This window comes from Streptomyces sp. NWU339, assembly GCF_003143855.1.
Lineage (GTDB): Bacteria > Actinomycetota > Actinomycetes > Streptomycetales > Streptomycetaceae > Streptomyces.
On the sequence record NZ_QFRK01000025.1, the window covers coordinates 62,840 to 79,627 of the forward strand.

The window sequence follows — 16,788 nt, forward strand, 5'->3', positions numbered from 1 at the left end:
GGATTTCGGGAGCTTCTGATGCATCGTGGCGCGCAGCCAGGGCGGTACGCCGCCCACCCGGCGCACCCGGTAGCCGGGCCGACCTCCCGCTTCTGCAACAGCCTGACGAGCCGTCGGCACATCGACTTCATGCGCGTCGTCAGCACGGGCTGTTGTTGATCGCACGCGCACTCCGCCTGCCGCGTTCCGGCCGCTGAGACAGCGGCGGGCGCGGCCGTGTCCGGCCCGACCGCAGGCGCGTCCCGTCTCCCGCCCCAGCTCGCCCCGCCCAGTCCACTGTTCGGCATGGCTCCGGGAGCCGGCTCCGGGCACCGCCCCCAAGGCCTCACCGCCACACGGCCCCGAAGTCCTTCCCGGCTGTCGCCCCACACCGGCCAAGCGGTCGGACGGGCGGCCGAACCACTCCTGAAGGGGATCTCCCATGCCCGAGCAGACGCTGCTCGCCAAGGACCGACCACCGCATCCCGGTCCTGACGGCCCTGTCGGACGACCCGGCGCACCGGGGAAGGGGGCGGCCGGGCCGTCCTCCGCCGGACGCAACCGCCGGGCGCTGCTGCGCACCGCCCGCACGGCCGGCCCCTGGGCCGTCCCCCTGCTGGTCCTGGTGGTGTGGCAGTGGACCGCCGCGGCCGGCATCCTGCCGCCGTCCATCCTCCCCGCCCCCGAAGCGGTTCTGCGGGCGGGAAGCGATCTGGCCGCCACCGGAGAACTCCAGTTCCACATCCTCACCAGTCTGCGGCGCATCCTGCAGGGCTTCGCCCTGGGCGCGGCCACCGGCCTGCTCCTGGGCTTCCTGGTCGGCATGTCGAAGGTGACGGAGATCCTCCTCGACCGGTCCCTGCAGATGGTGCGCACCATCCCGCACCTGGCTCTGGTGCCGCTGATGATCGCCTGGTTCGGCATCGGGGAGGAACCCAAGATCCTCCTCGTGGCGCTGGGCACCTTCTTCCCCATCTACCTGAACACCGTGACCGGCATCCGCGGGGTCGACCCCAAGCTGCTGCAGCTCGGCCGCTCCTACGGACTGGGACGGTGGCGCCTGGTGCGCGACATCGCCGTCCCCGGGGCCATGCCCACCATCCTGTCCGGCATCCGGTACTCCCTCGGCGTCGCCTGGATGACCCTCGTGGTCGCCGAGACCATCTCGGCCAGCGACGGGATCGGCTACCTCGCCCAGAACGCCCGCGAGTTGCTGCGCACCGACCAGATCGTCCTCGCCATCGTGCTGTACGCACTGGCCGGCCTGCTCGCCGACCTCCTGACCAGGCTCATCGAAAGGAGGGTGCTCCGGTGGCACCCCAACTACCGCCCGCGGGCGACCCAGTGACCCCGGCGCGGGCGGGCGCCCGGCTCGCCCTGGACGGCCTGGGCCGGCAGTACGGCGACCGGTGGGTCCTGGAGAACCTCGACCTGGACGTCGAAGCCGGCTCCTTCGTCTCCTTCCTCGGTCCCAGCGGCGCGGGCAAGAGCACCCTGCTGCGGATCGTCGCCGGGCTGGAGGAGCCGAGCGCGGGAACCGTCCAGCTCCACGGTGCCGGTCCACAGCCGCCCATGGTGCGGATGATGTTCCAGGAGGACCGGATGCTGCCCTGGCGCACGGTCGAGGACAACGTGCTGCTGGGTGTCAAGGGCCGCAGGGATGAGGCACGCACCCTGCTGGAGGCCGTGGGACTGGCCGACCGCGGCGGCGCCTGGCCGGCCGAGCTCTCCGGTGGGCAGAGGCAGCGCGTCGCCCTGGCCCGCGCCCTGCTCCACCACCCCGAACTGCTGCTCCTGGACGAGCCGTTCGGTGCTCTGGACGCGATCACCCGGATCGCCATGCAGCAGCTCCTGGAACGCCTGTGGCTGGAGCAGCCGCGCACCGTCCTGCTGGTGACCCATGACGTGGAGGAGGCGCTCGTGCTCTCCGACCGCGTCCTGGTGCTGGCCGACGGCGCCGTCGGCCGCGACCTGCACATCGACCTGCCCCGCGGGGAGCGGCGCGGCCACCCCCGCCTCGTCGCCTGGAAGGAGGAACTGCTCCAGGGTCTCCTCGAACCGCACTCCTCCGTCCCGGTCGACGCCTGACCCCGCGCCCCCCACCGCCGCCACCCGCACCCCCGCTTCCGCCCGCCCGAGCAACGCGCCACCGAGAAAGAACCCGACCGTGACCGTGAACCGTCCGTTCTCCCGTTCGACCACGGGAGCCTCCCCGCTCCTGTCCAAAAACGTCTCGCGCCGCCGCATCCTGGCCGTCGGCGGTGCCGCCGCCCTCGCCCCGGCGCTGGCCGCCTGCGGCGGCGGAGCGCGGCCGGGCAACGCGGCGCTGGCCGACGGCGTGCCGCAGAAGCTCCGCTACGCGGTCATCGGCAGCGGCAGGACCGGTACCCCGGCGGCCCTGCGCTACAAGTTCGACGGCGTGGACCTGGGCAAGGAACTCGGCGGCACCACCGTCACCTGGCCGTCCGGGTTCACCGCCTCGCTGCCGGTGATGGAGGCGCTCAAGGCCGGCAGCGTCGACCTCACCTTCGCCACCGCCACCGCCGTGGCCTACGCGATCGGCGGGGGCGTGCCCATCGTGCCGCTCGCCGCCTACCCGCTGCCCGCCAACGAGGTCGAGATCCTCGTCCCCCAGAACTCTTCCATCCGCGGCGCCGCCGACCTCAAGGGCAAGCGGGTCGCCGACCAGCAGGGCACCACCGGCACCTACAGCCTCATCAAGTACCTGCAGACCGCCGGCCTGCGACTGGACGACGTCGAGTACGTCAACCTGCCGGCCGCCGACGCCGAGTCGGCCTTCGCCAACGGCAAGGTGGACGCCTGGATCAGCTGGACGCCGGCCATCAGCCTGGGCCGGGCCCGGCACAAGGCCCGCAGGCTGCCGAACGTCAGGACCTACGACTACTCCTTCTACGTGGCCAGCGAGTCCTTCGCCGAGGAGTACCCCGAGGCCGCGGCGAAGGTGGTGCGTGTCATCCGGGACACCCAGCGCCGCGTCAACGCCCGTCCCGAGGCGAGCGTCGAGTTCTTCGACAAGATCGGCGGATTCGGCTCGGAGGACCTCGAGCGCGAGGTGTTCCTCGAGCTGACCAAGGAGAAGAGGCTCTCGGACTCCAACGCCGACCAACTCGCGCCGGTGGACCGCAAGGCGATCGAGAACACCCAGGACCTCGCCGACAGCTTCCACGCCCTGGGCGTCTACCCCTCGAAGATCGACGTGACCGGGTTCCTGCAGGACTCCCGGTTCGACACGGTCAAGAAGGCGGTGGCCGCCGAACTGGCCAAGTGACCGACAGGGCGCACCACAGGACACACAGCACCACAGCACGGAAGAGAGAACACGCAGTGAGCACCCCCGAGAACCAGATGCACCTCGCGGCCTTCGTGACCGCGGGCCCCGGCCGGCCCGGCGGCTGGCGCCACCCCGGCTCCGAGCCCGGCTGGCTGTCGGCCTCCTACTACCAGCACATCGGCCGCGTGCTCGAGCAGGGCAAGTTCGACCTGATGTTCCTCCCGGACATCCTGTCCGTGCCCGACCGCCTCGGCGGCAGCATGGACAGCCAGCTGCGCTACGGCGCGCTCGGCTCCCTGCGGCTCGATCCGACGCCGGTGCTGTCGGCGGTCGCCGCCGCCACCACCCGGCTCGGCGTGGCCGCCACGATCTCCACCAGCTACTTCGAGCCCTTCCCCGTGGCGCGCTCCTTCGCCACGCTCGACCACCTCAGTGACGGCCGCGCCGCCTGGAACGTGGTGACCTCCTTCCAGGACTCCGAGGCCCGCAACTTCGGCGAGGACCGGCACATCGACCGCGACCAGCGCTACGAGCGGGCCGACGAGTTCCTCGAGGTGACCTGCAAGCTGTGGGACAGCTGGGAGGACGACGCCCTCGCGGCGGACCCGGAGGCCCCCCTCTTCGCCGACCCCGACCGCGTGCACGCCATCGACCACAAGGGGGAGTGGTTCAACGTCCGCGGCCCGCTGAACACGCCCCGGCCGCCCCAGGGCTACCCGGTGATCATCCAGGCCGGGGCATCCCCCAAGGGCCGCGACTTCGCGGCGCGCTGGTCCGACGTCATCTTCTGCAGCCACGCCTCCCTGGAATCGGCCAAGGACTTCTACCAGGACATCAAGGCCCGGGCGGTCCGCCACGGCCGCCGTGCCGAGGACGTCAAGATCCTCCCCATGGCCACCCCCATCATCGGTCCCACCACCGAGGCCGCGCGCGAGGCCGAGCAGCGCCTGGCGGACCTGGTCCCGCCGCTGGCCGGCCTGTCGACCCTCGCCTACCACCTGGACGTGGACCTCTCGGAGCTGCCGCTCGACGAGCCGCTGCCCGACGTCGACGTCCCCGGTGTCCAGGGGCACTACAAGGAGGTCGTGGAGATGACCCGGCGCGAGGGGCTGACCCTGCGTGAGCTGGGCAAGCGGTACGGCGGCCGTACCGAGGGCTCCTTCGTCGGCACGGCGGCCGAGGTCGCCGACGGCATGGCGCAGTGGTTCACCGAGGGCGCCTGCGACGGCTTCACCGTGGGCGCCGTCCACACGCCGGGCGCCTTCGAGGACTTCGTCCGCCAGGTGGTGCCCGACCTGCAGCGCCGCGGCCTGTTCCGCACCGAGTACGAGGGCACCACCCTGCGCGACCACCTGGGCCTGGAGCGCCCCGAGACCGGGCAGTGGCGCAACCGCCGGGACGGGAACGGCGACAACGGCTGACCCGCACCGCACCCCCCACACCGGATCCCGCACAGCGACGCCAAGGACCTCACGGCATGACAGCGACAGGCGACATCACGAGCATCACCGGCCGCACCACCGACACCCAGGGGCGCTTCCTGGTGACTGCCCGGACGAACCACTTCGTCTCCGACGCCCGCACAGGGCCGGGGGAGGCCGTCGGGGCAGGAGAGCTGCTGCTGTCCGCCCTGGCCTCCTGCTCCCTGAGCAACATCCAGCTCCATGCCGAGGAACGCGGCTCCGGCCTGACCGGTGGCCGGGCCGAGATCAGCTACCAGCGGGACCCGCAGGACCCCACCCGCTACACCTACCTGCGGATCGAGCTGCTGCTCGAAGGAGTCGACCAGGGCGAGGCCGACATCCTGGTCGGGCTCTTCACCGGCAGCTGCCCGATCTACAACACCCTGCGCCGGGGCGGCCACGTCGAGGTGGCCGCCCGGGTGCAGGAACCGCTCGCCGGCGCCGCCTGAGGAACCGGCCGACCCGGCGCCGAATCACGCCGAAACCCCGCACTCGGCCCGCCGCACGGCAGGCATGTGAGCCCGGGGGCCGCCCCCGGCCCCCGGGCCCGCTCCACCGCATCCCGCACCCTCCCCGCACGCACACCCGAAGGTGATCACCGTGGCCACCGTCCTGTCCGTCTCCGGCAGCCCCTCCGCCGCATCCCGCACCGCCCGACTGCTGCGCCACCTGGACGCGCGACTGACCGCCAGGGGGCACGAGGTGATCCCGCTGGACGTACGCACCCTGCCCGCCGAGGCGCTGCTCGGCGGCGACTTCGGCCACCCCGCGGTCCGCGAGGCCACCGCCCTGTTCGAACGCGCCGACGGCGTCGTGATCGGCACCCCCGTCTACAAGGCCGCCTACTCCGGCCTGCTCAAGTCCCTGCTGGACCTGCTCCCGCAGTACGCCCTGGCCGGCCGGACCGTACTGCCGCTGGCCACCGGCGGCTCCACCGCCCATGTCCTGGCCGTCGACTACGCGCTGCGCCCGGTCCTCGCCTCGATGGGCGCCGAGCACATCACCCCCGGCTGGTTCGTCCTCGACAAGCACCTGGCCACCGCCCCCGACGGCACCCTGGACATCGAAGCGGAGACCGCCCGCCACCTCGAGCGCGTCGTCGACGGCTTCGCCACCGCCCTCGAACGCAGCACCCTGCTGGCCGTCGGCTGACCAGGAGCGGGCACGTTCCCCCGCGGACCGGACCCTCACCCGGAGCCCGGCCGGAACGTGCGCAGGAACGTCCGTAGTGCCTCCTGGTTCTCCGTCTTCTCCCAGTCGGCGGCCGGGGCCGTCCAGCGCAGCGAGAAGCCGCGCCCGCCGCCCAGGAGGAACCCGCGGCCGAAGGTACGCAGCCGGAGGCCGTCGGCCGCCGACAGCCACTCCATGTCGGCGGCTTCGCGCCCCTGGTACGTGGTCGCGCGGATCACGCCGATCCGCTCGTAGGCGTCCGTCCGCTCCAGGGGCGGCTCCACGTCGTCCCGCCACACGGCCACCGGATCCGGGCCGACCCGCTCGCTGTAGGTGACCGCGAGGGTGCGGGCGTTCCCGTCCACGCCGAAGGTGACGCGGTAGGCGAGGTCGGACACGCGGGAGGTGTCCAGCCGTTCGAAGTCCTCGGGGAGCGCGAGGGAGAAGCCCTCCGGCGCACGGTAGAGGCGGTAGCCCGCCGGGAGCCCCGCTGTGCCCGAGGGGTCCGGGGCGGGTGCGGCGGACGGCGGGGAGGTGTCCCGGCCGCCCGGCTTGTCGGGTTCGGCCGCCCCGGACGGGTCCGAGGGGGCCGGCGCGGAGGCGGAGGCCGGCGGCGTGTCCGGCGCGTCGGCGGCGGAGCCGGTGCCGGTCCCGGGCAGCCCCCGGGCCGCGGCGAGCACGACGGCCGCCACGGTGACGACGGCCAGGGCCGTGCCGAGGACCGTCGTCCGTCTGCTCCACTCCCGGCCCGTGTTCCCGAGGATGACGGTGCGGGTGCCGCGCAGCCGGGGGCTCGGCACCGCGCCCAGGGCCGCGTCGGGGTCCTCGCTGAGAGCACGGGTGAGCGCCTCGCGGACCACCTGCCGGGTCAGCCGCTCCCGCGCGTCCTTGCGGAGCAGACCCTGAACGACCTGGGTCAGGGGCCCCGCGCGCACGGGCGTGCGCAGCGGCAGCCGGTCCACCGCCTTCAGCGTGGACTCGGGTCGCCCCCGGTCGCGGAACGGGGGACGTCCCTCGACCATCGTGTAGAGGATCGCGCCCAGCGTCCACAGGTCCGCGGCGGGGCCGACGCGTTCGTCGCGGGCCTGTTCGGGGGAGGCGTACGACGGTGACGTGAGGCGGGGGGCCGGGGTCGAGCCGGCCAGACCGAACCCGGTGACCACGACCGGACCGGTGTCGCGCACGAACACCTGACCGGGGCTGAGTTCGCCGTGCGTGATGCCCGCCGCGTGCGCGGCGTCCAGCACGTCGAGCAGCTCCAGTCCGATGCGCGCGGCCCGCACATAGTTGAACGGACCCTCCTCGCTGAGGAGTTCGCCCAGAGGTGTGCCGTCGACCCAGGTGGTGACGGTCCACAGGAAGCCGGCCTCGTCGACGGCGTCGACGACGGTGGCGATCCGTCCGGGACACAACCGCGCCATGCTCTCGGTCGTGCGCAGGACACGGGAGGGGGCGCGGCGCACGGGCTCGGACGGATCCTCCGGGAGCGCGATCTGCGTGACCAGACAGGGACGTCCCGTCCCGATGTCGTCGGCGTACCAGCAGACGTGATGGGGTTCGCGATGGATGACCTCGGCCAGCCGGTACCTCCCGGCGACCGGCTGGTGTGTGGAGACGTGCGCCCTGCCCATGGCCATCCCTCGTCCGAGCCGCTGCTTCCGCCTTTGCCAGAGGTACGTGTGACCGGGCGCCCTTTGTTCAAGGGGCGGCGCCCGAATCCCGGCGACGACGGATTCCCGTCCTTCGTTCAAAGGAGTTCGTTCGAAGGAAGGAGCGAGCGGATGCGGACCTCCGGAACCCGGGAGAGGGCTCAGCGCAGCCCGAAACGGGACGCCCAGGCGATCATGTCGCCGGTGGTCGCGTTGCCCCCGCACACCACCAGTCCGATCCGGGCCCCCTCGCCGACCCGCTCCAGCACCCGGCGCGCCGCCGGCAGCAGACAGCCCGCAGCCGGCTCCGTCCACACCTTGGCGTGGTCCGCGAGGTCCAGCGAACCCTGTACGGCCTCCCGGTCCGGCACCACCAGCACCTCGGTGACCAGCGCCGACACATGATCGTACGTCAGCTGCGACACGGCCGGGGCACTGAGCGTGGAGACGATCGACGACAGCGCGACCGGCACCGGTCCGCCCGCCGCGAGCGCATCGGACATGGCCTGGGCGCCCTCCGTCTCCACACCCCAGATCCGGATTCCGGGCCGCCGGGCCCTGAGCGCCGCCGCCACACCGGAGATCAGCCCGCCGCCACCGATGCTCACCAGTACGTCGGTGAGGTCACCGGCGTCGTCGGCGAACTCCAGTCCCACGGTGCCCTGCCCGGCGATCACCACCGGATCGTCGAAGGGGTGGACCAGGGTCAGCCCTTCCTGCTGAAGCCGCGTCATCAGGGCGAAGGCACCGTCCATGTCGTCGGCCAGCCGCACCGACGCGCCGGCCGTCTCCGCCACCTCGACCGCCCGCGCGGGGGCCGACCGGGGCATCACCACCGTGGCCTTGACGTCGAGCGCGGAGGCCATGACCGCGACGGCGATCCCGTGATTGCCGCCGCTCACGGCCACGACCCCGGCGGCCCGCTCCGCCTCGTTCAGCGACAGCAGCTTCGCCACCGCGCCGCGCGCCTTGAACGATCCGGTGCGCTGCAGCAGTTCCAGCTTCGCCGTGACCGGGGCGCCGAGCAGTGCCGACAACCCGGGGCTCGGCACCGTCGGCGTCCGTACCACGTGTCCGGCGATCCGCTCCGCCGCGGCCTCGATCTCCGGCATCCCGATCATGACAACCGCCTTCCGGCGCGGGGCGTGATCCGCGCCGTAACGAACCCTGACCCGGCCGGCCGCCAAGGTCAACAGGATGCGTCCGGCGGTACGGGCCTCAGTGCTGCTGAGGCTTGTGCGGCGTGGCCTCGCTGGGCCGCACGATGACGTGTCCCTCGCCCTGCAGCATCAGTTGCACCGCCTCGCCCGAGCCGCCGCGCAGCATCGAACCGAGCGACTGCGAGCGGTGCAGGGAAGTCGCCAGGCCCGCGGTCCAGCCGACGATCGCGTCCGTGTCGACGTGGACCGGGGACTGCGGCGACACCGGGAGGACCAGCGGATCGCCCTCGCAGACCAGGCCCAGCAGGCCGTGCCCCGTGAAGACACTGTTGAACAGGCCGCCGCCGGTGATGCCGGCGCCCTTCACGGTCGAGATGCGGTACGACAGTGTGGAGTCGAAGCACAGGACGTTGCGGCCGTTGACGGTGAACTCGTCGCCCGGCTCGAGCTGGACGATGAAGCAGTTCTGCGCCTCCTGCGCGAACCAGGCCTCGCCCTGTCCCCGCACCGCCATCAGCGGCAGTCCTTCACCCGTCACCGCGCGTTTGAGCATGCCGCCCACGCCCTGGCCCTTGCGCTCGAACCGGAGTCCGCCACGGTAGGCGATCATCGCACCCTGCCGGGCGTGCATCTCGCCGTTGACGACGTACCGGATGCACTTGGCGTTCTCGACCGTCATGCCCGGAGCCGAGGCGGGCTGCACCATGTGCCGGCTGGAAAACAGATCACCCTTCATGAGGGCATCCTCGCCCGGAGGGTCCGCCTCCGCCAAGATCCCGCCAGGAATCGAACTTGGGGACATCGGCGCGGCGGCCGGGACTGTTCCTCCCCACCACCGGACGGCCTCGGCGGCCGGGCGCCGACGCGTGCAACGTTCAGCGGCGAAGGCGCTCCGCCCAGTTCTCCGGTACGCGCTCGGCCGGGCCCGGGGACGGCTGGTCCGCTGGGTGGCTCACGGGCGGGGCCAGGTCGGGGCCCGACTCGTACATCTCGTCGGTGGCGTAGTTCCAGAACCAGGCCTCGCCGGGTTCGTAGCTGCGGACCACGGGATGCCCAAAGGCCCTGAAGTGCGCCGTGGCGTGCTGACCGGGGGAACTGTCGCAGCAGCCGACGTGCCCGCACTGCGCGCAGCGCCGCAGATGGAACCACCAGCCGCCCGCGGCGTCGCACTCGGCGCACCCCGCGCCGCTCGGCGGAACACGGGGATCGATGGCGCGGTCGCTGGTCATGCCGACTCCTCGAGGACGTCGCGGAACTCCACCGGCAGTCGGTCCAGCGTATGCGGGATCGCGACCGTCCGCTCGGGTACGGGCTGCTTCAGGCGGGACGCGAGGAGAGCACCGGAGACAGGTTGAGGAAGACTGGACCGCGTCTGATGGACACGACACAGGAGGAACCGCATGACGCGCCCGATCACGGCAGGGGTCGACGGAACCGAGGAGAGCCTCGCCGGACTGGCCTGGGCGGCGAGGGAGGCGGTCCGCCGGGGACGGCCGCTGCGGGTGGTGCACGCCTGGAGCTTCCAGACACACGAGGGCGTCGACGCCGGCGACGCCGCCACCCAGGGGCAGCGGGTGCGCGACGCGGTGGGCGAGTCGGTCCGCCGGATCACCGAGCGGCACCCGGATCTCGCGGTGACCACCGACGTCCTGGAGGGGGACGCCGTACAGACCCTGGCCGGCGCCGCGGCGGACGCGGAGATGCTGGTGCTCGGCTCGCGCGGGCACGGGCGGATCATCGGCTTCCTGGTCGGCTCGGTCGGCCAGCAGGTGATCGTCGACGCCACGCGGCCGGTGGTCTTCGTGCGGGCCGGGGAGCGGGCGTCGGGCGAGGCCGCCGGGCGGGAGATCGTCGTCGGTCAGCAGGGCGATCCGGAGGACAGCGCCGCCGCGCTGGACTTCGCCTTCGAGGCGGCCGCCGCACGGGGCGCCACCGTGCGCGCCGTACGGGCCTGGACCCTGCCGCCGATGTTCGTCTACAGCCCCGAAGTGCTGCGTCAGGTCGACGAGGCCGGGGGCCTGGAGCAGTACGAGCAGAAGGCTCTGTCCACGGCCCTCGCGCCGTTCCGCGAGCGTCACCCGCAGGTGCCCGTCGTCGAGCACGTGGAGATGGGCAGCGCCGGGCAGGTGCTGCTGTCGGTGGCCGGCACCGCCCAGTTGATGGTCGTCGGCCGTCGCGCGCGCCGCACCGCCGTCGGCGCCCGGATCGGCTCGGTCGCCCACGGCGTCCTGCACCACGCCGACTGCCCGGTGGCGGTGGTACCCCCGGCCTGACCCAGCCGGCCGGGGGCCGCGGTGCTTCCCGGGGCCTGGGCAGGACGTTCCTGACGTAGTCCTCGACCGCCGTGTCGAGACCGATGTCGTGCTGGGCCCGCTCGGACAGGTACCAGCGGTGCTCGAGGAGTTCGTGGTGGATCTCCGTCTGGTCCATCGCGCCGCGCAGTTCGGGCGGCACGGCGCGCACGGCCGGGCGGAACACCTCCCGCACCCAGCGGTGGGCGAGGGCCTCGGGGCGGGCGCCCGGGGGCTGCCCGGCACCGGTGCCCGTGCGCCGCCGCGAGGCGCCGCCGCGGCCCTCTGGGACGAAGTCCTCCTGGGTGGCCATCCAGCTCTCCAGGTCGTTCAGCAGCCGCCCGGCCTGGTTCTCCTCGGTGTCGAGCCCGGTCAGGCGCAGCAGTTGGCGCTGGTGGTGCCCGGCGTCGACGACCTTCGGCACGAAGGTGACCGTGTCGCCGGTGGAGGCGTGCTCGATCTGCATCTCGGCGACGTCGAAGCCCAGCTCGTTCAGCCGGCGGATCCGGCGCTCGATGTGGTGGTACTCGTCCGCCGGGTGGACGGAGGTGCGGGTCAGTTCCCGCCGGAGGCCCCGGTAGCGGGCGCAGATCACCGGTCCCGGCGTCCACCGGACAGGCGGCGTAGGCGCCCGCGTCCCGCCGGAACAACGTGTTCGACAGCGAGCAGTCGCCCCAGGCGAACCCGGCGACGTGCAGGCGTACCAGCAGCACGGCGAGGGCCTCCATCAGCCGGTGCACGGTCACCGGGCGCAGCGTCGTCTCGAACATCGACCGGTACGGCATCGCCCCCCGAGATGCCGCGTGACCAGGACGCTCTCCAGCGGCTCGCCGACCGTGTCGGTGCGGCCGGTGACCACGGCGAGCGGGTCCACCGCCGGAACGCCGATCCGGTCCAGGTCGCGCAGCAGTCGGTACTCGCGCGGCGCGGGTCGCTGGGCGAGTTCCTTGACGGCGATCACTTCGTCGTCGGCGCGGGCGTAAGGCACCACGTGCCGGGAGATGCCGCGCGGCAGCGGCACCAGATACTCCTCGGGCCACTCCTCGAGGGGCGGGTGCCAGGGCAGTTCCAGCAGGAGCGCGGGATGCTCCGGGTCGGTCGCACTGATCTGCAGGGCCATGGCTCGGGTGCCCTCGTCTCAGGGGCGGCCGTCTCCCGGCGGTCGTCACACCGGTGACCGCCCCCTCAGCCTATTGCGCGCGCTCGCGGGCCAGCCGCGCCGCGTCCCGCAGGGACCCCTCGTGCGCGGGGCCGTGTCCGGGCAGCAGGAGGTCGCTCTCCAACTCGGCCAGGATGTCCAGCGAGGCGAGGGCGGTGGCCCGCTCGCGGTGGAACATGCCGGGCAGCAGTTGCGGTCCGCTCACCCGGGAGGTCGGGTGAGCGCTCACCAGGGCGTCGCCGGACACCACTGCCCCGGTGTCCGGGAGGTGGAAGGCACAGTGCCCGTCGGTGTGGCCGGGTGTGTGCACGGGGACCGGTCGGCCGGGCAGGTCGAGCGGGCGGGGCGGATCCGGCGCGTCGGACCGGGGTTCGGGCCGCGGGAACGGCTCGGGGGCGGTGACCGGAACGTGCGCCGTGCCGCCGGAGCGCAGCGCGTGCAGGGCCCAGGGCAGCACGCCCGGCCGCCAGCCGTTGCGCAGGATCTGCCCGACGGTCACCTGGTGCAGGAAGTCCCGGCGAACGTGCGGGACTTCGGCCTCATGGGCGTACACGGGGGTGCCGTACGTGGCCCGCAGGTACTCCGCGGAGCCCAGGTGGTCCGTGTGTGCGTGGGTGATCAGCACGGCCGCGACTGCCTCCGGTGCGCTGCCCACCTCCGCCAGGGACGCGAGGAGTCGCTCGCGGTCACCGGGGTAGCCGGTGTCGATCAGGGTGACGGCGTCCCCCTCCTGGAGGATCACCCAGTTGGTGTTCGAGCCGTGCACCAGGTGGGTGCCGTCGGCCACGTGCCGCACATCTGCCCGCATGATCGCCCCGCGTTCTGCCGTCCTGGCGTCCTGTCTGGAGGTCACCAGCAAAGCAGATCAGGACGCCGGCGGCCGGGTCGGACCCGGCCGTGTCGGAGCCGTCGTGGGGCGGGGCCGGGGCTGCGGGCGCATCCCGAAGAGAAAGCGCGTCAGCCGCGTTCTGCGCACCCCGTACTCGTACACGGCGAGGATGACGGCCAGTGAGGCGGCGACGATCACCACGTACTTGACGGCCATCGGCGCGGACCAGCCGACCACGCCGTAGGCGAAGGCGACCACGACCGGCTGGTGCAGCACGTACAACGGCAGCGCGGCGAGCGCCAGATACCGGCCGTACCGACGGGCACCGGCGGTCGTGTCCGGTGCTCCCGAAGTCCCGTTCCGGGGCCGGTCCAGCAGGCCGAGGAGGGCCAGCACCCAGCACCAGCCCGCCGCCCCGAACGCCGCCCGGGTGAACAGCGCGAAAGGGGTCCATGCGGTGAAGGGGTCGTTCCCCGCGACGAATCCGGGCGCCGTCGCGGCGAACAGGAGCAGCCCGAGCACACCGGCCGAGACGACCGCGCGGCGCGTCAGGGCGCGGACGCGCTCGTCGTCGCCGAGCCCGAACCCGTACAGCAGGAACAGGAGATACGCCCAGCGGTTCCAGCCCGCGAAGCCCTCCTCCATGCCCAGCAGGGCGTTGACGGCGGCGAGCGGCAGCGCGGGCAGCAGGAGCAGCACCGGGTGGCGGCCCAGCGCGGGAACCATGTGCCCGGCGGCGGACGCCAGCGGTCCCGCGACCGGTGCGAGCAGCAGGCAGAAGGCGAGCAGCAGCACGACGAACCACAGGTGCCCGGTCTCGAAGTGGTCCCCCTCCAGGACGAAGGGAAAGTCGGCGAGGTCCGGACGGACCGTCAGGAAGCGTGGCCAGAACCGCCCGTACGGCTCGTCGTACCCGGGGTCGGCCGCGCGCAGCCGCAGCCACTGCGGGAGCGGACACAGGACGACGGTGCCGAAGACCAGCGGGACGCCGAGGCGCAGCAGGCGCTCCCGGGCGAACCCCGCGGCCCCCCGGCGGCGGATCGAGTGCCGGGCGCCGAGACCGGCGACGAGGAACAGCATGGGCATCGCCCACACCACGCCGAACCCGGCGAGGACGGTCACCGCGCCGGTGGTCTGCGGGTTCTTGACGTAGAAGTCGTCGTCCGGGGAGAACACCAGGGCGGTGTGGAAGAAGACCAGGCCGAGGACGACAAAGGCACGCAGCGCGTCCAGTTCGCCGCGCCGGCCGGTGCCGGCCGGCCGCCCGGTGTCCGCGCCCATCCGCCCTCCCCGCAGGTGTGCGGTCCAGTGTGCGAGGAGCGGGGCGGGGGACGACAGGCTTCCGGCAGGACGTCGATGTCCACATGGGTGCTCCGATTCCGGCGAGACCCTTCTGGATACGCCGGTGCATCGGATACGTTCGCGTATCGAACGGAGGGGGCGGCATGACCGTGGACGGCGTGGCCGGGCGGGCGGCGACCGGGCGACGGGTGACCGGACGCCGGGCCCGCACGCGCGCGAACCTCCTGAGGGCGGCGTTCTCCGTGTTCGCGGCCAAGGGCTTCGGGCACGTCTCGATCGAGGAGGTCTGCGAGGCCGCCGGCTACACCAGGGGCGCCTTCTACTCGAACTTCGCCGGCCTGGACGAACTCTTCTTCGCCCTGTACGCGGAGCGCGCCGAGCTCATCGCGGAGCAGGTCTCCTCGGCCCTCGCCCTGGACGGCCCCGACCTCGACGTGCCCGCCGCCGTGGACCGCGTCACCGAGGTGCTGCTGCTCGACCGGGACTGGCTGCTGGTGAAGACCGACTTCCTGGTGCACGCCGCCCGCGACCCCGAGGTGTCCCGCAGCCTGCTGGAACACCGCGCGCGGCTGCGCCGGGCCGTCGCGGACCGGCTGGCGCGGGCCCGCGGCCACACCGAACTGCCCGGCGTCCTCGGCACCGCCGAGGACGCCGCGCACGCCGTGGTCGCCGCCTACGACGGAGTCACCGTCCAACTGCTGCTGGACGGGGACGTCGCAGGCGCCCGCGCCTGGCTGAAACAACTGCTGACCGCGCTGCTCACCGACGGCAGCACCGAACCGGCCGCGCACCGACGCGGATGAGGAAGGGACTTCTCACCATGGATGCCGACGTCATCGTCGTCGGAGCGGGTCTCGCGGGCCTGGTCGCCGCCCACGAACTGACCAGCCGGGGCCGCAGGGTCGCCCTCGTCGACCAGGAGAACGCCGCCAACCTCGGTGGGCAGGCCTTCTGGTCCTTCGGCGGGCTGTTCCTCGTCGGCTCCCCGGAGCAGCGGCGTCTCGGCATCAAGGACTCCTTCGAGCTCGCCTGGAACGACTGGCAGGGCAGCGCGGGATTCGACCGGCTCCAGGACGAGGACTCCTGGGCGGTGCGCTGGGCCCGTGCCTACGTCGAGTGGGCGGCGGGGGAGAAGCGGTCCTGGCTGGCCGGGCACGGCATCTCGTTCCTGCCCACCGTCGGCTGGGCCGAGCGCGGCGACCTCCGCGCGGACGGCCACGGCAACACCGTGCCCCGCTTCCACATCGCCTGGGGCACCGGCACCGGCGTCGTCGACCCCTTCGTACGCCACGCCCGGCAGGCCGCGCGCGACGGGCTGCTCACCTTCCACCACCGTCACCGGGTCGACGAACTGGTCGTACAGGACGGCACCGCGCGCGGAGTGCGGGGCACCCTGTTGGCCCGGGACGACGCACCGCGCGGTGTCGCCTCCAGCCGCGAGGCGGTCGGCGACTTCGAACTCACCGCCCAGGCCGTGATCGTCACCAGCGGAGGCATAGGCGCCGACCACGACATCGTCCGCCGCCACTGGCCCGAGCGGCTCGGTACCCCGCCCCGGGAGATGATCACCGGAGTCCCGGCCCACGTGGACGGACGGATGCTCGACATCAGCGCCCGCGCGGGCGCGCGCCTGGTCAACCGGGACCGCATGTGGCACTACACCGAGGGCGTACGGAACTGGGACCCGATCTGGCCCGGTCACGGCATCCGCATCCTGCCCGGACCGTCCTCGATGTGGTTCGACGCCCTCGGCCGCCGGCTGCCCGAGCCCTGCCTGCCCGGTTACGACACCCTGGGCACGCTCGAGCACCTGCGCACCACCGAGGACATCGCCGCCCACGACCACTCCTGGTTCATCCTCACCCAGAAGATCATCGAGAAGGAGTTCGCGCTCTCGGGCTCCGAACAGAACCCCGACATCACCGCCAAGGACCGGGCCCGGTTCCTGCGCGAACGCGTGCTGGGCAAGGGCGCCCCCGGCCCGGTCGACGCGTTCCTGCGCCGGGGCGCGGACTTCGTGACCGCCCCGACCCTGGAGCAACTCGTCGAGAGGATGAACGCCCTCACCGACAAGCCCCTGCTCGACGCGGCCGTCGTCCGCCGGCAGATCGAGGCCCGCGACCTGCAGATCGCCAACCCCTACGCCAAGGACGCCCAGGTGCAGGGCATCCGCAACGCCCGCCGCTACATCGGCGACCGCCTCGGCCGTGTGGCCACCCCGCACCGCATCCTCGACCCCGCGGCCGGCCCGCTGATCGGCGTCAAGCTGCACATCCTCACCCGCAAGACCCTCGGCGGCATCCAGACCGACCTCGACTCCCGCGCGCTGGACGGCGCGGGGCAGCCGATCGGGGGGCTGTACGCGGCGGGCGAGGTCGCGGGCTTCGGCGGCGGCGGCGTCCACGGCTACAACGCCCTGGAGGGCACCTTCCTCGGCGGCTGCCTCTTCTCGGGGCGCGCGGCGGGACGGGCGGCGGCGCGGCAGACGGCGTAG

The 16,788-nt window shown here is 73.0% G+C and carries 15 protein-coding genes and 1 pseudogene; 9 read left to right on the forward strand and 7 right to left on the reverse strand.

What is annotated here, in order from left to right; translation table 11 throughout:
- Positions 1-421 precede the first annotated feature (421 nt).
- The 6 genes from DIZ27_RS26360 (at position 422) to ssuE (ending at position 5,886) form a co-directional block, all read left to right on the forward strand.
- Complete coding sequence (locus DIZ27_RS26360) at positions 422-1,327, forward strand: ABC transporter permease (protein WP_109380939.1); 906 nt, start codon at positions 422-424, stop codon at positions 1,325-1,327.
- Positions 1,291-2,067, forward strand: coding sequence for an ABC transporter ATP-binding protein (locus DIZ27_RS26365; protein WP_258308548.1), 777 nt, complete (start codon positions 1,291-1,293; stop codon positions 2,065-2,067). The genes DIZ27_RS26360 and DIZ27_RS26365 overlap by 37 nt, the downstream gene beginning before the upstream one ends.
- A gap of 79 nt (positions 2,068-2,146) precedes the next feature.
- Positions 2,147-3,268 carry an NrtA/SsuA/CpmA family ABC transporter substrate-binding protein gene (locus DIZ27_RS26370; RefSeq protein WP_219933649.1) on the forward strand — a complete coding sequence of 374 codons (1,122 nt, stop codon included), beginning with the start codon at positions 2,147-2,149 and terminating at the stop codon, positions 3,266-3,268.
- Between the two features lie 56 nt (positions 3,269-3,324).
- The gene (locus tag DIZ27_RS26375) at positions 3,325-4,692 is read left to right on the forward strand and encodes an LLM class flavin-dependent oxidoreductase (protein WP_258308549.1); all 1,368 of its coding nucleotides are present in this window, start codon (positions 3,325-3,327) and stop codon (positions 4,690-4,692) included.
- A 56-nt stretch (positions 4,693-4,748) separates the two neighbouring features.
- Positions 4,749-5,183 (forward strand): OsmC family protein, encoded by a 435-nt coding sequence (locus tag DIZ27_RS26380; RefSeq protein ID WP_109380941.1) that lies wholly within the window; start codon positions 4,749-4,751, stop codon positions 5,181-5,183.
- Positions 5,184-5,334: 151 nt separating this feature from the next.
- Complete coding sequence (gene ssuE / locus DIZ27_RS26385) at positions 5,335-5,886, forward strand: NADPH-dependent FMN reductase (protein ID WP_109380978.1); 552 nt, start codon at positions 5,335-5,337, stop codon at positions 5,884-5,886.
- Between the two features lie 35 nt (positions 5,887-5,921).
- Here ssuE and DIZ27_RS26390 read toward each other — a convergent pair whose 3' ends face one another.
- The 4 genes from DIZ27_RS26390 to DIZ27_RS26405 all read right to left on the reverse strand — a co-directional run bounded on the left by DIZ27_RS26390 (position 5,922) and on the right by DIZ27_RS26405 (position 9,942).
- Positions 5,922-7,535 carry a serine/threonine-protein kinase gene (locus DIZ27_RS26390; protein WP_109380942.1) on the reverse strand — a complete coding sequence of 538 codons (1,614 nt, stop codon included), beginning with the start codon at positions 7,533-7,535 and terminating at the stop codon, positions 5,922-5,924.
- Between the two features lie 179 nt (positions 7,536-7,714).
- Entirely contained in the window at positions 7,715-8,674 is a 960-nt protein-coding gene (locus DIZ27_RS26395; RefSeq protein ID WP_109380943.1) for a threonine/serine dehydratase, read from the reverse strand.
- A 97-nt stretch (positions 8,675-8,771) separates the two neighbouring features.
- The gene (locus DIZ27_RS26400) at positions 8,772-9,449 is read right to left on the reverse strand and encodes an AIM24 family protein (protein WP_109380944.1); all 678 of its coding nucleotides are present in this window, start codon (positions 9,447-9,449) and stop codon (positions 8,772-8,774) included.
- Between the two features lie 139 nt (positions 9,450-9,588).
- Positions 9,589-9,942, reverse strand: coding sequence for a UBP-type zinc finger domain-containing protein (locus DIZ27_RS26405; RefSeq protein WP_109380945.1), 354 nt, complete (start codon positions 9,940-9,942; stop codon positions 9,589-9,591).
- Between the two features lie 171 nt (positions 9,943-10,113).
- Between DIZ27_RS26405 and DIZ27_RS26410 the strand changes: the two genes are divergently transcribed.
- On the forward strand, positions 10,114-10,986 hold the full coding sequence (locus DIZ27_RS26410) for a universal stress protein (RefSeq protein WP_109380946.1): 873 nt from the start codon (positions 10,114-10,116) through the stop codon (positions 10,984-10,986).
- Between the two features lie 7 nt (positions 10,987-10,993).
- Here DIZ27_RS26410 and DIZ27_RS26415 read toward each other — a convergent pair.
- The 3 genes and pseudogenes from DIZ27_RS26415 to DIZ27_RS26425 form a co-directional block, all read right to left on the reverse strand.
- A pseudogene (locus DIZ27_RS26415) lies at positions 10,994-12,124 on the reverse strand (DUF4032 domain-containing protein); the annotation flags it as partial.
- Positions 12,125-12,194: 70 nt separating this feature from the next.
- The gene (locus DIZ27_RS26420; protein WP_109380947.1) at positions 12,195-12,971 is read right to left on the reverse strand and encodes an MBL fold metallo-hydrolase; all 777 of its coding nucleotides are present in this window, start codon (positions 12,969-12,971) and stop codon (positions 12,195-12,197) included.
- A gap of 57 nt (positions 12,972-13,028) precedes the next feature.
- Positions 13,029-14,273 (reverse strand): acyltransferase family protein, encoded by a 1,245-nt coding sequence (locus tag DIZ27_RS26425; RefSeq protein WP_109380948.1) that lies wholly within the window; start codon positions 14,271-14,273, stop codon positions 13,029-13,031.
- 164 nt (positions 14,274-14,437) lie between these two features.
- Between DIZ27_RS26425 and DIZ27_RS26430 the strand changes: the two genes are divergently transcribed.
- Positions 14,438-15,097, forward strand: coding sequence for a TetR/AcrR family transcriptional regulator (locus DIZ27_RS26430; RefSeq protein WP_109380949.1), 660 nt, complete (start codon positions 14,438-14,440; stop codon positions 15,095-15,097).
- A gap of 17 nt (positions 15,098-15,114) precedes the next feature.
- Complete coding sequence (locus DIZ27_RS26435; RefSeq protein ID WP_109380950.1) at positions 15,115-16,788, forward strand: FAD-binding dehydrogenase; 1,674 nt, start codon at positions 15,115-15,117, stop codon at positions 16,786-16,788.